Below are 14,881 nucleotides of genomic sequence, written 5' to 3' on the forward strand. Positions count from 1 at the left end.
GCGGCCACACCGCCGGCGCGGACCATGGAGCCGATCCTGGCCGCCGGGGGTACGGCGGCGGCCGCGTTCACCCTCGGCCCGGACGCGCTCTACACCGCCAGTTTCGGCGCGAACCCCAACAGTGAATCGGGCATCCGCCGGTACGCCCTGCCCGGCGGCGAGCAGCTGTGGGCCACCTCGCTGCCGCAGAACGTGCAGAACCTGACCCTCGACGGCAGCGTGCTGCTGGCCCGCTCGGGCAGCGCCCCGCGGATGTCGTTCCTCGACGCCACCGAGGGCAAGGTGCTGTGGACCCTGAACGAGCCGAACGCCACGGTGGTCACCCTCAGCGGCGGCCGCGCGCTGCTGCGCATCGACACCGACGACGGGGGTACGGAACTCCGGCTCGCCTCCGCACGCACCGGTGCCACGATCTGGAGCCGGATGGTCGCCGGGGTCGGCGAGATCCTCAACGACGACCTGTTCACCGACCGCCCCGACCGGATCGTGGTCCTCGGGGTCGACGGGCAGGTCACCACGCTGCAGTTCGCCGACGGCTCGGTGCTCGGTCAGGGCGAGCTGGGCGTACGGCTGCCGGCGGAGCCGGACGGGACGCTCTCGGCCGACTTCGTCGGTGTCACGGTGTCCGGCGACCAGTTGTACCTGTCCCGGCGTGAGCAGGGGCGGGCTTCGCTGGCCGCGTACCGGTTGCCGCAACTGACCCGGCGGTGGCGCACCGAGGGCGGCCCGACCGGGTTCGTGCACGACTGCGGGCCGGTGCTGTGCATCGCGGACTCCGGCCGGGTGAGCGGGCTCGACCCCAGCGACGGCTCGGTGCGCTGGTCGGACCCGGCCTGGCGCAACGCGTTCCGGCTCGGCGAGGGCACCCTGCTCGCGTACGACCAGCAGGAGAACCCGGAGTCGGCGATCCTCGACGCGCGCACCGGGGCGGTACGGCGCGAACTCGGCCGTACGCTCTCGGTCGGCGGCCTGGAGCTGCGCGAGGACAGCAAGCTCGCGGGCCGGACCTGGGTGGCGGTTGCGGACGGGGGCGACGGCACCGTGCACACCGTCGGCTCGATGCAGACCGGGGCGCCGTACGGCTGCATGGTCCGGCGCCCGTACCTGGCCTGCCCGACCTCCGCCGGGCCGACCACCGTCTGGCAGATCCCGTAGCTCACTTCACCTTGATGGTGCTGATGGGCAGTTCCTTGGTGTTGGTGAGGACCAGGGGCTTGTTGAAGTTCGGCGGCGCGTTCCATTTCTGCAGCTCGGAGGAGGTGCAGGGAGCGACCTTGACCTTGGCGGTGCCGTCGCCGTGGGTGTCCGGCTTCGTTACTGTCAGATCGGTCGGGGTAAGGCAGTAGCCGTTCACGTCCACGATCCGGTAGCTGGTGGTGTATTCGCCGGTGTTGCCGAAGACTTTCCACTTCATGTTCTGCTCCGGAATGGGACCGGCGCCGGCCACCGGGCAGGGCCTCATGGTCACGTAACCCGAGATGGCGTCCGGTGTGCGCAGGCAGTATCCCGGATTGCCGGAACCGAAGGTGCGGATGCGTTCCGTGACCGCGTTGGCCAGGTCGACCGAGACCGCCGGGAGCGACCACTGCTGGTTCCAGGACACGTTGCCGTCCGGCGCTTGCTTGCAGAACCACACGATCTCGTACGTGCTCTTGTCGGCATCGTGGTTCGTGACGTCGAGGCACCGGCTGAACTGCTTGTAGTTGACCACCTGCCGGGTGGTCGCAGAGGCCATGCCCGCGCCGACCCCGGCCTGCGGCCGGAACACGTTCCGGTTGCTGACGCCGCCGCAGCCACCGACGATGAGCGCGCCCGGCTGGCCCGTGGTGTTGACCAGGTTGATGCAGAAGCTGTCCAGGTTCACCCCGTCCGAGGTGCCCTGGAAGTTGCCGTTGTTGTTGAGGCTCCACTGCTGCCGGGCCGAGCGGCCGAGGCACGGCTGGAACGTCACCGGGTCGCCGGTCTTGTGCGGCAACGGGGCGTCCAGGCACATGCCGGCCGGCGCGTCGCCGCGCTCCGAGCCGATCAGCTTGACATTGAGCTCGGTGGTGTAGGCGAACCGCTGGTCGCTGCTGCCGCCCGCTGTGCACCATTGCATGGTGACCGGGGTGCTCTTCGCAGGTGAGGCGTCGGTGCCGCCGTCCATGCACAGTGGCTTGGGCGTGGTCGGTGCGGCGAGCTGGATCGCGCCGCCGGTGATGTTCTCGTTGTTGACCTTGAACGTGTAGGTGGCCTCGAGGGTGCGCGTGCCGGGGTCACCCGCCTCGAGCTTCTTGTCGGCCAGTGGGGCGATCCCGCTTCCGGTGACGGTCAGGACCGCCGTCGACGGCACGTCGAGCGGCGGGCAGGGCAGGAGTGCGGGCGTCGTGTCGGTGGCATCGTCGGGCAGGCCGAAGTACGCGATCTTGATGCGGAAGAACATCGTGCCTTGTTCGGTGGCGGTGTCCCGCTGGCCCCCGCTGTCCTGGCTCCCGCCGATGTCGCACGGCGGCAGGCTCTCGAGCACGCCCGCGGGCGTGTCCTTGCCGGACACCTTCGCGCCGGCCGCACGGAGCTGGCCCACTGCTACGTCGATGCCGGCCTGCGCCGCGCTGAGCGCGACGGTCCGGGCGTCGGCCGTACGGGTGGTGGTGTACTGCTGCACCACGACGGGGACGATCGTCGCGCTGACCCCCATGGCCACGAGCGTCACCAGCATCGCGAGCGGCATCGAGCCCTCATCGTGCGGTCCGCGCAGCCGGAACGGGTTCTTCATGGGGTCGGCCTCCCTTCGCTGCAGGCGTTCGTGGCGGGTGTGACATCGGTGGTGTTGAGGGCGGTGAACGTGGTGTCGATGCGCGCGTAGCCCGTGCCCGTGCGCGTGGTCAGGCGGATCTGCAGCCGCTGGAAGACCGGCTTGAAGTTGCCCCCGACGGCTCCGGCGCTCGGCAGGACCACCGGGGTGGGGTTGGGGTCGCCGACCTTCTGCTTGCGGAAGAACGGCCGGACCGGCTCCTCGCCCGGCTTCGGCTGGGCCGGGTCCGTCGTGACGATCTGCGAGGCGATGGTCTGCCCCTTCGCCCCGGGCGCCGGCGGCGAGCCCTTCTTCCAGGTGTAGAGCTGAAGCACCCCCTGATCGGCCTTCGCCCCGGCCACGAGCCGCAGCTGGAAGCAGTCGACCGGATCGGGCCCGGCGAACTCGACGTACCAGGGACCGGCTGTTTCGATGCCCTGACTGCTCGGAGTGGCGATCCAGGAGGCGTAGCGCAGTTCCCGGTCGAAACGCTGGAACGCGCGGCTGAGCTCGGTCTGGGTGTCGCTGCGCGTCTCCGTGGCCGAGACCGTCCGGTAGACCTGCACGATCGCGGTCGTGGCCAGCACCATCGCCACGGCCATGATGCCCATCGTCACGACCAGTTCCACCAGCGAGAACCCGTCGTCGTCGCCACGGCGCCGAGGCATTCGAAACCCCGACCACATCACGTCACGCTCCAGCTGAACATCAGGTTGGCGGCGGTCGTGCCGGTGCTCCGAACGGTCAGTTTGACCGGGTAGCTGCCGCGGGTCGTGGGAGTGCCACTGACCACTCCGGCGCTGTTCATCGTCACCCCGGGCGGCAGACCGACGGCCGACCACGCGTATGCGCCGGGGGTGGCGCCGGATGCCGTCGCAGTGAAGCTCGCCGGCGTGTTGACGGCCGACGTGCGATCAGGGCCGGCGGGTGCCGGGTTGGTCACCTGCAGGTCGCCGGCGGAGCTGGGCGTGACCCTGACGACGACGCTCATCGTCGCGGAGCCGCCGGCGCTGTCGGTGATCGTGGCCGTGACGATGTAGCGGGTGCCGTGCTGGATCACCCCGGTCACCTTGCCGGACGACGCCTCGATCGCGAGCCCGTCCGGCAGATTCTGCGCGGTCCAGGTGTACGGGCCGAGCCCACCCGACGCGGCGGCGGTGAAGGCACCGATGTTGGTGCCGTTCGCCGCCTGCTGCGGGCCGGGGTTGGTCAGCCTCACCGGCGTGAGAACCCGCCAGAGAAGCGTGACGGACGAGGTGGCCGCGGGGTTACCGCCGCTGACCGTGATCGTCGTCGGCGTGGACGGGGTCGGCTGCGCGGTCGTCGGCGTGCCGGTGATCAGCCCGGTCGCCGGGTTGACCGAGAGGCCGGCCGGTAGACCGGTCGCGGCCCACGTCACGGGCGTCTGGCCGCCGTTGCCGACCAGCTGGAGGTTGACCGCCGTCTGGGTGCGGCTGGTCTGATCGCCAGGGCTGGTCAGTACGGGCCGTACCGTCCAGGTGAAGGTCGACAGATCCGTGCGCTTGTCCCGGTCGGTCAGCGTGAGCTTGACGGTGTAGGTGCCGGCGGTGGTCGCCGTGCCGGTGATCAGGCCGGTGCCGGCGGCCAGGGTGAGACCTGGCGGTAGACCCGTCGCCGACCAGGTCAGCGGCAGCCGGCCACCGGTCGAGAGCATCTGCAGGCTGACGAGGTCACCGACGAGGCTGGTCTGCGCGGTCGGGTCCTTGACCGTGGGCGCCGCCCGCTTGGTGTCGAACACCGGGTCGTCGGCGATGCTGGCCAGCACCGAGGCGATGTACGCGCAGGACCCGGGCTCGCAGGAGTGCTGCTTCCAGGTGACCGCCACCAGCACCCGCAGGAACGCCGCCTTGTCCGCCGCGGCGACCTTGTCGCAGACGCCGACAGTCGACTGGTTGGGCTGGACCTTGGCCTGCCAGCACCGGCCGACGTACCACCAGGTCTCGTATTTGGTGTTGTCGATCGTCACCTGCGCGGGCGCGGTCGGCAGCGGGGCTGCGTACCCACCGGCGGAATCCGCCGGCAGCATGGGATCGGCGGCCATCTGCATCGTGGCGAGGTGCCGCTGCACCGCCGCTGCGGCGTTGTTCCATTGGTGCGTGACCGCCGGCAGACCGCGGCCGGTGAGCAGCGCCGTGGGATCGAGGGCGCGGACCCGCTCGAGACCATCGGTGGCCAGCTGGATCGCGACCTGCTGGTCGGCCTGCTGGTCGCCGGCGGCCATGGAACGGGTCAGGAACGGCACGGAAGCGGCCATCACGGTACCGATGATCGCCAGCGAGACCAGGACCTCGACCAACGAGAAGCCGCCCTCACCCGCGGCGCGCCGGGACGACGCGGGCGGGAGGGAGATGGTGGCTCGGTCGTCGGTCGGCATGCCCGTCCTTTCGGTCGGTGACGTTCGGAGTTGAGGAAGACCGGCTGCCGCAGCGCTCATGTAACGAACTTGCATGGGTTTTCCGCCGCGGGTGGGCTCAGTCGGTCGTGACGGCCGGGGCGCCGGAGCCGACCGGCGGGGCCACGAACGCCCGTACTGTGAGGTTGATCCGCTGGTCCTTGCTCGCGCCGCTGTCGTCGGACTCCAGCGTCGTGGCCTCGATGAGGACGGCCCGCTTCTGCGCGCTGCCCTGCAACTGCTGGAGGAACTTGTTCAGCTCGGCAGCCGTGCCGTCGGCGACCAGCTGGATCTGGATGGACCAGACGCCCCCGACGGACTCGATCGGCTCCGGGGTGCCGACGGTGATCCCGCTGACATTCACGCCGACCCGGCCGCCGTCGGCCTGCAACTGGCGCAGGAAGGCGGGCACCCCCGAACCGGAGGGCAACGCGTCGCGGTAGGCGTCCCGGGTCGCCGTGAGCTGCTTCTCGTTCTTCTTCTCCTTCTGCAGTTTGACGAGCTCCTTGCGCAGCTTCACCGCCTGCGTGCGGGCCGTCTCGGTCTGCACGGCCAACTCGTCCGCCTCCGCGAACGTGGGCGAGACCATCAGGAAGTAGGTCACGGCGACGAGCAGGGCGGTGGTGAGGACGCCGGCGAGCAGCCAGAGTCGGTTCGCGTGGCGGGTTCCCATCATTTACCCCCGGTGGCGGGGCAGGGCTCCCCGAAACGGCCGCAGAGCGCGGCCTGGGTGATGTCGACGTTGAGGCTGAACGACACGTCGCCGTTTTCCGCGGTGGAGTTGACGCTCGTGACGTACGGGTTGGCGATCGTGCTCTGCTTGGAGAGCCGGTCGACGTACGCCGCGACCGCCTCCTTGTCGGGAGCGGTGCCGGTGACGACCACTGAGCCGATCGAGCTGGACCTGCTCGTGCTCGGCAGGGTGCCCGGCCTACCGCTGTCGCTGGCCTGCGCCAGATTGCCGGTGATGCCGTCCACCACGACGTCCGACGGCTCGCCCGTGGTACGCAGCAGGGTCAGCAGCGCGGCCCAGTCGAGGTCGTTCGCCATGACGGTGCCCAGCTGCTTCTTGAGCAGATCGGTGTCGTTGCGTACCTTGACCACCGAGGCGAACTGGCGCTGGTCGCGTTGCAGCCCGAAGACCTCGGTGGTCGCCACGGTCAGCTCGCGGTCGGCTGCCTGCTTCTCCTGCTTCGACAGCACCACCCACACGGCGCACAGGCAGGCGACGAGGAGTACCACGACCAGTACCCAGGCGCGGGTACGCCGGGCTTGGCGGGCCGAGATGATCTCGTCGGGCAGCAGGTTTGCCGAGATCGGCAGCAGCCGGGTGATGCGCTGCGGGGACATCGCCGGGTCGACCGGCATCAGAGTGGTAGCCATCAGGCTGCTGCTCCCAGGGTGAGGCCGATCGACACTGCCGCCGAGGGCAGGAAACTGTCGAAGCCGCGTTGGCGGGCTCGGCGGGTGTCGTGCAGGCGGCTGGCGCTGTCGGCGTACATGACGGAGACGCCGAGCTGCTCCTGGATGTGCCCGGCCAAGCCGGGCAACAGCGCGCTGCCGCCGCAGAGGGACACCCGGGTGACCTGTTTCTGCCGCTCGCCGGAGGCAAGGTACGTGAACGAGCTGCGCAGTTCGCTGATCAACGGCCGGATGGCGTCGGCGGCCGCGGCGGCGGTGTCCGGGCGCCCGTCCCCGTGCAGGCCGAAGCGGCACTTGAGGGCCTCGGCCTCGGCCTCCTGGATACCCAGCCGGGCGGCGATGCTCTCGGTGATCTCGATGCCGCCGCGCGGGACCGTACGCACGATCAACGGCTCACCGTCGGCGTGCACGACCACGCTGGTGACCTCGGCGCCGATGTCGACGATGGCCTCGACCTGGGCGTCGAGCCGGGATGCCGCGCGCAGCAGGGCGAAGGAGGAGAGGTCCACATTCACGACGTGCAGGCCGGCCTTCTCGACGGCCTGCACGAGCGCCTTCACCGCGTCCTTGGGCATCGCGATGAGCAGCCCGCGTACGGTCGGGTTGTTGCCCGGATCCTCCAGCGGCCGGAAGTCCAGCAGCGAGCGCTCGACGGCGAGCGGCAGCAGGTCGCGTACCTGGAACGGCAGCGACTTGCGCATCTCCTTGGCGGGCAGGTTGGAGACGGCGGTCTCGCGGACCACCAGCTGCGGGTTGGTGACCCCGAGCCGGACCTTCTTGGTGGTGAACTTGCAGGCGGCCCAGAGTTGTTTGAGCGCCGAGGTCAAGGCGACCGGGTCCTCGAGCACGCCGCCCTGCACCGTGCCGCGCGGAAGCGGCACCTGGCCGAAGTTGTTGAGGGTGTGTTCGTCCTTGGCGCGGCGTACCTCGACCGCGCGGATGGACGACGAGCCGATGTCCAGCCCGATCGGAGTGATGGCAGCCATCGGTTTCCTTTCCTCTTCAGGGGGTCGGAACGAGCAGGGCCAGATACCAGTCGGCGATCGGCGCCGCAGCGAAGACGGCCAGGAACGTGCCGGCGAGCATGGACGGGCCGAAGGGGATCCGGCTCTTGCCCCTCGCGATCCTCAGGAGCAGCAACGCGGCCCCGACCAGTCCGCCGAAGAGGAATCCGGCGAACGTGCCGATCACGACCGAACTCCAGCCCAGCCAACCGAGGTAGAGACCGAGCAGCGGGGCGAGCTTCACGTCGCCACGGCCCATGCTCCGGGGGACCAGTGCCAGGAGGCGGTAGAACGCGTACAGAGCGCCGGCCGCGAGCAGACCGCGCACCGCGACGCCCCAGCTGTGCCCGGCGATGATCGCGGGCGCCATGAGCACGAGCGCGACGCCGTACGAGGGCAGCACGATCTGGTCGGGCAGTCGCAGCACGTCGAGGTCGATGGCGGCGAGCGCCACGGCGATCGCTGCGAGGTACAGGTATGCCGGCAGCTCCCACGACCAGCCGAACTTCGCCGCCACCGCGATGAAAAGGGCGGCGGTGCCGGCCTCGACGAGGGGGTACCGGGCGCTGATGGGTGCCTGGCAGTCCGCGCATCGACCGCGTAGCAGCAGCCAGCCGAGGACCGGGATGTTGTGCCGGTTGCGGACGGCGTTGCCGCAGTGCGGGCAGTGCGAACCGGGGTGGACCAGTGACTCGTCGCGAGGTACACGGTGGATTACGACGTTCAGGAACGATCCCACCGCGAGACCGAGCAGGCCGACGATGCCGAACAGCAGCGGGAGCAGCTGCGACATGAGTCCTCCTCGGGTCTCGCGGTGGGGAACCGGGTGCTTGCCGGGATCAGGGGCCGCAGGTGTCGAAGTTGGTCGAGGTGACCGTCTTCGACTCCGCCACGGAGCCGCCCTTGGTGCTGTCGTACAGGTAGAACTTCTTGCTGCCGCCGTCGTTGGTGGCACAGAGCTTGTAGGCACCGTTGGCGCCCGGGACGTAGCGCAGCTTGGTCTTGTCCGAGACCGTGAACTTCTGCGAAGAGCCGGCCTTGAGCTCGACGCTCGGGGTCTGACCGCTCGTGTTGTCGAGGGTGACCGCGGTGTCCGGGTACGCGTTGCCATTCTCGGTGTAGTACTGCTCGACCGCGCTGATCGCACCGCGGACGTCGGACTGGGCCGACTTGTCGGCGGCGCCCTGGCGGTAGTTGAGGTAGACCGGAACGGCGATCGCGACGAGCACGCCGATGATCACCACGACGACCAGGAGCTCGATGAGAGTGAAGCCCTCGTCCTGCTTCTTCGCGCGCATCCGGCTGATGATGTCCTGCATTGGGGGTGCCTCCAGTAGGGCGTCAGGGTGGAACGGGGATGGGGTGCTGGTCCGGGCTCGGGCGCCCGACTGCGTGACCGGAGGACCGGTCGGCTGGTGCTCCAGGGCGTCAGCCCTGGATGTTCTGGTAAATGGTGAACATCGGAAGGTAGAGACAGATCACCATTCCGCCGACCACGGTTCCCATGAAGAGCACCATGATCGGTTCGATGGAGGCGGTCAGGGATTCGGCGGCGCTGTCGACTTCCCTGTCGTAGAAATCGGCAACCTTGTCGAGCATCTGACTGATCTGACCGCTTTCCTCTCCCACCTCGATCATTTGGGTGACCATCTCGGGGAAGACCTTGTGGTGACGCAGGGCCGAGGACATCGGCTGGCCGTCGCGTACCGCCGACTGGACGTCGCGCATGGCCATGGCGATGACCTCGTTGCCCGTCGTCTCGCCGACCACAGCCAGCGCCTGCATGACGGGCACGCCGACGTTGAGCAACAGGCCGAGGTTGCGCGAGAACCGGCTCATCGCCAGCTTGCGGAAGAGTGGGCCGAAGACCGGCAGGGCCAGCTTGAGCCGGTCGACCTTCAACCGGAAGTCCTCGCTCTGCCGCACCTGCCGCTTGTAGGTCACCGACCCGCTGATGCCCAGGGTGAGCAACAGCGGCCCGATCCACCACATGTTGTGGCTCGCATCGACGAGGAACTGGGTGATCGCCGGCATCTCGCCGCCCAGGTTCTGGAACATCTGCTCGAAGATCGGCACGATGAAGATCAGTACGGCGGCGATCATCACGACGGTGAACCCCAGCACGATCGCCGGGTAGGTCAGGGCGCCCTTGATCTTGCCGCGCAGCGCGGTGTCCTTCTCCAGACTGGCCGCGACCTGCTCGAGCGCACTGTCGATCATGCCGCCCGCCTCGCCAGCGCGCACCATGGCGACCATCAGGCGGGGAAAGACCTTGTCGTGCTTGCCCATGGCCGCCGACAGCGACACGCCACCGGCGACATCGGACCGCATCTCGCTGGTCGCCTTCTTGAGCGAGACCGCAGTGGTCTGTTCCTCGAGGATCGCCAGTGAGCGCAGAAGCGACATGCCTGACGCCGTCATCGTGGCGAACTGCCGGGCGAAGACGGCCAGGTCCTTCAGCTTCGTCCGGTTGCCCAGACCGGGGATCTTGAGGTCGCGGTTCATGCCCTGGCCGGCCTGGTTCAGCTCCAGCGGCACCTCGCCGCGGGACCGCAGCATCTGGGTGGCCGCGGTCTCGTTCGCCGCCTCCACCGTGCCCTTCAGCTTGCGGCCCTGGGCGTCGATGCTGTTGTAGTGGAACGTCTTGGTGGCCGGCATGTCACATCCGTCCGATCAGGCGCTTGAGCTCTTCCTGGGAGTGGCAGATCTCGAGCGCCGCCTGCATGGAGACCACGCCCTCGCGGACGCGTTCGGCCAGGTGCTGGTCGAACGCCAACATGCCGTCGTTGCCGCCGGCCTGCATGAAAGACGGGATCTGGTGGGACTTGCCCTCGCGGATCAGGCTGCGGATGGCCGGTGTCGCGGTGAGGATCTCGCAGATCACCGTCCGGCCCTTGCCGTCGGCTCGGGGGGCCAGGGCCTGCGTGACGACACCCTGCAGGCTCGCTGCGAGCTGGGCGCGGATCTGCAGTTGCTGATGCGGCGGGAAGATGTCGATGACGCGGTCGATGGTCTGCGTAGCGCTTTGCGTGTGCAGGGTCGCCAGGACAAGGTGACCGGTCTCCGCGGCGGTCAGTGCCGTCGCGGTCGTCTCGAGGTCGCGCAGCTCGCCGACCAGGATGATGTCGGGGTCCTGCCGCAGGGCGTGTTTTAGCGCCTGCGGGAAGGTTTCGGTGTCCGAGCCGACCTCGCGCTGATTGACGAGGCTGCGCTTGTGCGGGTGCAGGAACTCGATCGGGTCCTCGATGGTGATGATGTGTGCGGAGCGGCTGCGGTTGGCCAGGTCCAGCACCGAGGCGAGGGTGGTGGTCTTGCCGGAACCGGTCGGGCCGGTCACCAGCACCAGACCGCGCGGCAGGTGGGCGAAGCGGGTCACCGAGTCCGGCATGCCGAGCTCATCCAGCGGCTTGATCGTGTGCGGAATGGCGCGGAAGACCGCGCCGCAGGAGTTGCGCTGGACGTACAGGTTGCCGCGGAACCGGGAGACACCCGTGATGCTGTGCGCGAAGTCCATCTCCTGCTCGCGCTGGAACGTCGCCCACTGCTGGGCCGAGACGGCGGCACGGGCGAGCAGGGCGGTGTCGGCGGAGTTGAGCTTGCCGTAGCCGGGCAGCGGGCGCAGGCTTCCGTCCACCCGGATCATCGGCGGGGAGCCGACGGTCAGGTGCAGGTCGGAGCCACGCGATTCGACGAGCGAGATCAGCATCTGGTCAAGCACGGCCAGGTCGTCCGGGCCGGGCGCGGCCGGGTCAGCCGATGCCGCCTGGAGCGGTATCTCATGGTCGAGCGTGTACATGAGCTGCACCGACAATCTCGTCGTGAAGTCTGACGCCCCCTAATTCGGCATGGCGGCGGGCTGGTTTAGGACCTGTTCGGGCGGAAATACCCGTAAGCCGGGACGGCGGAGTAGCCTGTCGCCGCCCGGGTTCAGACGGCGACACGCGATACCTCCCGCAGCGAGGTCAAACCGCCGGCGGCCTTGGCCAGACCGTCCGCGCGCAGCTCGTACATGCCCTGGTCGAGGGCGACTTCGCGGATCTCGTTGGAGGAGGCCCGGCGGATGGTCAGCGTCTCGATCTCCGACGAGATCGGCATGACCTCGTGCAGCGCGACCCGGCCGCGGTAGCCGGTGTTGGCGCAGTTACGGCAGCCGACCGGCCGGTAGAGCGCGTCGGGGATCTTGAGGTCCTGCACCGGCCACCGGGCACCGACGACTTCCTCCTCGGTCGGCAGGTACGCCTCCTTGCACCAGTCGCAGAGCCGCCGGGCCAGCCGCTGGGCCAGCACGCAGTCCAGCGACGAGCCGACCAGGAACGGCTCGATGCCCATCTCGGTGAGCCGGGTGACCGCACCGGGGGCGTCGTTCGTGTGCAGCGTTGAGAGCACCAGGTGGCCGGTGAGTGAGGCCTCGACCGCGATCTGGGCGGTGTTGCCGTCCCGGATCTCACCGATGAGCACAACGTCGGGGTCGGAGCGCAGGATCGCCGGCAGCACGGCCGCGAACGTCAGCCCGGCCTTGGCGTTCACCTGGACCTGGTTGACGCCGCGCAGGCGGTACTCGACCGGGTCCTCAACGGTGATGACGTTGATCTCCGGCTTGCTGATCCGGCCCAGGGTCGCGTACAGGGTGGTCGATTTTCCGGAGCCGGTAGGGCCGGTGACCAGGAGCATGCCGTGTGGCTTGCTGAAGGACTCGGAGAAGCGGTTGAGGTTGTGCTGGGTGAAGCCCAGCTTGGCGAGGTCGAGGTCGATACCGCCGGTGTCGAGCACCCGGAGCACGATCTTCTCGCCCCAGACGGTCGGCAGCGTCGCCGTCCGGAGATCCACCTGCCGGTCCCGGATGGTGACCGTGATCCGGCCGTTCTGTGGGATGCGCCGCTCGGTGATGTCGACGCCTGACATGATCTTCAGACGGGAGGTCAGCGCCGCCATCACGCCGCGCGGCACCGTGTCGAGCTCGTGCAGCACGCCGTCGATGCGGTAGCGCACCCGCATCTCGTCCTCGGTGGGCTCCAGGTGCAGGTCCGACGCGCGGTTCTGGACGGCCTGCTCGATCAGGTTGTTGACGTACCGCACGATCGGCGCGTCGTCCGCGCTGGTCGCCTGGGCCACCATCGGCTGCTCGTCGAGCGAGTTGTCGGCCAGGTCGCCCAGGTCGCTGGACTCGCGTTGCAGTCGCTCGATGATCCGGCGGACCTCGCTGCGGGCCACCACGACCGGGCGGATGGTCATGCCGGTGGAGGCGCGGATGTCGTCGAGAGCGACCACGTCGCCGGGGTCGGTCACGCCGACGACCAGCTCGCCGTCGTTGATCGCGAGCCCGAGCACCCGGTGGCGCAGGACCACCGGGAGCGGGATGCGCTTGAGCGCGGCCGGGTCGGGCGAGTAACCGACCAGGTCGAGGGTGTTGATGCCGAACGCGGCCGCGGCGGCCGAGGTCAGCTGCTCCTCGGTGACGACCTGGTCGTTGATGAGAACGGCGCGTACCGAACGTCCGCTGCGCTGGGCCTCGTCGGCCGCGGCGTCGACCGCGACCGGGTCGATGCCGATCTGCTTGAGCGCGTCAAGCAGCGGGCGGAAGGTCTGGTCCATGACATCCTCAGGGAAACGGTACGTTCGGGGTACGTCCGTCCCATCGGACACTTCCGACTTTTCCTGAGGCCCTGGTTACGTCTGACGGAATGCCCGCCGGTAGGCCGACGGCGCGACCCCGATCGTGGCCCGCAGGTGCTGGCGCAGGGCTGTCGCGCTGCCCAGGCCGGACCGCCGGGCCACCACGTCGATGCTGAGATCCGTCGACTCCAGCAGCAGCCGGGCGTGGGCAACCCGCTGCTGGAGCAGCCACTGCAGCGGACTGAGCCCGGTCTCGTCGCGGAACCGCCGGGTGAACGTGCGCACGCTCATCCGCGCTTGCCCGGCCAGCTCCTCCAGGCTCAGCTGCTCGGCCAGCCGGCTCAGCGCCCAGGCCCGGGCCGGTTCCGTGCCGGCGCCCGCCACCGCCGGCACCGGCTGCTCGATGTACTGGGCCTGGCCGCCGTCCCGCCACGGGGCCACCACGCAGCGCCGGGCCGCCTGGTTGGCCACCGAGCTGCCGTGGTCCTGGCGGATCACGTGCAGGCACAGGTCCACGCCGGCGGCCACTCCGGCCGAGGTGAGCACGTCGCCGTCGTCCACGAACAGCACGTCGAAGTCCCAGTCGACCTGCGGGTACAGCCGGGTGAGCCGCTTGGCCCAGGCCCAGTGGCTGGCGGCGGTGCGCCCGTCGAGCAGGCCGGCCGCGGCCAGCACCGAGGCGCCGGTGCAGATGGAGATGATCCGGGCGCCGCGTGCGTGGGCGGCGCGCAGGGCCTCGGAGACGGCCGGCGAGACCTAGCCGTCGGTCATCGTGCTGCCGCCGCTGACCCCGGGCACGAGCACGGTGTCGGCGGTGGCCAGCGGGCTCAGGTCGTGGTCCGGGACGATCTGGAAGCCGCCGCGCTCGGGGCGTACCGGGCCGGGGCCGTCGCCGCAGGTGGTCACCGAGTAGAGGAAGCGGTTGTCGGGATCACGGGCCGCGCCGAAGACCTGCGGGGGGACACCGAGGTCGAAACCGACCACGCCGTCGAGGGCGAGCATCGCCACGGAATGCACCATGGCCCGATTCTTGCGCATGATGGCCTCCCGGCCACTCGTCCGTCCGTCTCCACCTCCGCAGAATGATCGGGTGACCCTTCGCCGTCTTCATCCCGCCTGGTTCGTCGCCGCCGTCGCCTTCATCGCGCTGGTCGGCGCGGCCGGCTTCCGCGCCACCCCGTCGGTGATGCTGCAACCGCTGCACGACGAGTTCGGCTGGTCGCTGGGCACGATCTCCGCGGCGGTCTCGGTCAACCTCCTGCTGTACGGCCTCACCGCCCCCTTTGCCGCGGCCCTGATGGAGAAGCTCGGCATCCGCCGCGTGGTGGCCGGCGCGCTGGTGCTCGTCTCGGCCGGCAGCGGGTTGACCATCTTCATGCAGCAGAGCTGGCAGCTGATCCTCTGCTGGGGCGTACTGGTCGGGCTCGGCACCGGCTCGATGGCGCTGGGCTTCGTGGCGGTCGTGGCCAACCGCTGGTTCGTGGCCCGGCGCGGACTCGTCGTGGGTGTGCTGACCGCCGGCGGTGCGGCCGGGCAACTGGTCTTCCTGCCGCTGCTGGCCCGGCTCACCGGCGCTCACGGCTGGCGGGTCGCCGCGCTGACCGTGGCGGCGGTCGCGCTGTCGGTGGTGCCGCTGGTCTGGTGGAGGCTGCGGGA

At 69.6% G+C, this 14,881-nt stretch carries 13 protein-coding genes and 1 pseudogene; 2 read left to right on the forward strand and 12 right to left on the reverse strand.

All coding sequences use genetic code 11. From position 1 onward, the window contains the following. A partial coding sequence (locus tag AB0C29_RS10870) for a PQQ-binding-like beta-propeller repeat protein (RefSeq protein ID WP_360818324.1) occupies nt 1-1,155 on the forward strand: 1,155 nt, incomplete at its 5' end. Nucleotide 1,156: 1 nt separating this feature from the next. On the opposite strand, the gene AB0C29_RS10875 is transcribed toward AB0C29_RS10870, so the two are convergent. The 12 genes and pseudogenes from AB0C29_RS10875 to AB0C29_RS10930 all read right to left on the reverse strand — a co-directional run bounded on the left by AB0C29_RS10875 (nt 1,157) and on the right by AB0C29_RS10930 (nt 14,263). Then, on the reverse strand, nt 1,157-2,755 hold the full coding sequence (locus AB0C29_RS10875) for a ricin-type beta-trefoil lectin domain protein (RefSeq protein ID WP_360818327.1): 1,599 nt from the start codon (nt 2,753-2,755) through the stop codon (nt 1,157-1,159). Beyond that, nucleotides 2,752-3,441, reverse strand: a complete 690-nt coding sequence (locus AB0C29_RS10880; protein ID WP_360818330.1) for a prepilin-type N-terminal cleavage/methylation domain-containing protein — start codon at nt 3,439-3,441, stop codon at nt 2,752-2,754. The genes AB0C29_RS10875 and AB0C29_RS10880 overlap by 4 nt, the downstream gene beginning before the upstream one ends. Nucleotides 3,442-3,458: 17 nt before the next feature. Beyond that, nucleotides 3,459-5,168 carry a putative Ig domain-containing protein gene (locus tag AB0C29_RS10885; RefSeq protein WP_360818333.1) on the reverse strand — a complete coding sequence of 570 codons (1,710 nt, stop codon included), beginning with the start codon at nt 5,166-5,168 and terminating at the stop codon, nt 3,459-3,461. 97 nt (nt 5,169-5,265) lie between these two features. Continuing rightward, on the reverse strand, nt 5,266-5,862 hold the full coding sequence (locus AB0C29_RS10890) for a hypothetical protein (RefSeq protein WP_360818336.1): 597 nt from the start codon (nt 5,860-5,862) through the stop codon (nt 5,266-5,268). Then, entirely contained in the window at nt 5,859-6,569 is a 711-nt protein-coding gene (locus AB0C29_RS10895; protein ID WP_360818339.1) for a hypothetical protein, read from the reverse strand. Before AB0C29_RS10895 ends, AB0C29_RS10890 begins: the two co-directional genes overlap by 4 nt. After that, nucleotides 6,569-7,594: a type IV pilus assembly protein PilM gene (gene pilM, locus AB0C29_RS10900; RefSeq protein WP_360818341.1), complete on the reverse strand. Its 1,026-nt coding sequence runs from the start codon at nt 7,592-7,594 to the stop codon at nt 6,569-6,571. Before pilM ends, AB0C29_RS10895 begins: the two co-directional genes overlap by 1 nt. A 16-nt stretch (nt 7,595-7,610) precedes the next feature. After that, nucleotides 7,611-8,405, reverse strand: a complete 795-nt coding sequence (locus AB0C29_RS10905; RefSeq protein WP_360818344.1) for a prepilin peptidase — start codon at nt 8,403-8,405, stop codon at nt 7,611-7,613. 46 nt (nt 8,406-8,451) lie between these two features. Next, nucleotides 8,452-8,931 carry a prepilin-type N-terminal cleavage/methylation domain-containing protein gene (locus tag AB0C29_RS10910; RefSeq protein ID WP_360818348.1) on the reverse strand — a complete coding sequence of 160 codons (480 nt, stop codon included), beginning with the start codon at nt 8,929-8,931 and terminating at the stop codon, nt 8,452-8,454. A gap of 109 nt (nt 8,932-9,040) precedes the next feature. Continuing rightward, the gene (locus AB0C29_RS10915) at nt 9,041-10,150 is read right to left on the reverse strand and encodes a type II secretion system F family protein (protein WP_360818351.1); all 1,110 of its coding nucleotides are present in this window, start codon (nt 10,148-10,150) and stop codon (nt 9,041-9,043) included. 121 nt (nt 10,151-10,271) lie between these two features. Beyond that, nucleotides 10,272-11,408 carry a type IV pilus twitching motility protein PilT gene (locus AB0C29_RS10920; RefSeq protein WP_360818359.1) on the reverse strand — a complete coding sequence of 379 codons (1,137 nt, stop codon included), beginning with the start codon at nt 11,406-11,408 and terminating at the stop codon, nt 10,272-10,274. Between the two features lie 131 nt (nt 11,409-11,539). Next, the gene (locus AB0C29_RS10925; RefSeq protein WP_360818353.1) at nt 11,540-13,204 is read right to left on the reverse strand and encodes an ATPase, T2SS/T4P/T4SS family; all 1,665 of its coding nucleotides are present in this window, start codon (nt 13,202-13,204) and stop codon (nt 11,540-11,542) included. A gap of 75 nt (nt 13,205-13,279) precedes the next feature. Next, nucleotides 13,280-14,263, reverse strand: a pseudogene (locus tag AB0C29_RS10930) (helix-turn-helix domain-containing protein). Nucleotides 14,264-14,315: 52 nt separating this feature from the next. Here AB0C29_RS10930 and AB0C29_RS10935 point away from each other — a divergent pair. After that, a partial coding sequence (locus AB0C29_RS10935; RefSeq protein ID WP_360818356.1) for an MFS transporter occupies nt 14,316-14,881 on the forward strand: 566 nt, incomplete at its 3' end.

This window comes from Actinoplanes sp. NPDC048791, assembly GCF_040650095.1.
Taxonomy (GTDB): domain Bacteria; phylum Actinomycetota; class Actinomycetes; order Mycobacteriales; family Micromonosporaceae; genus Actinoplanes.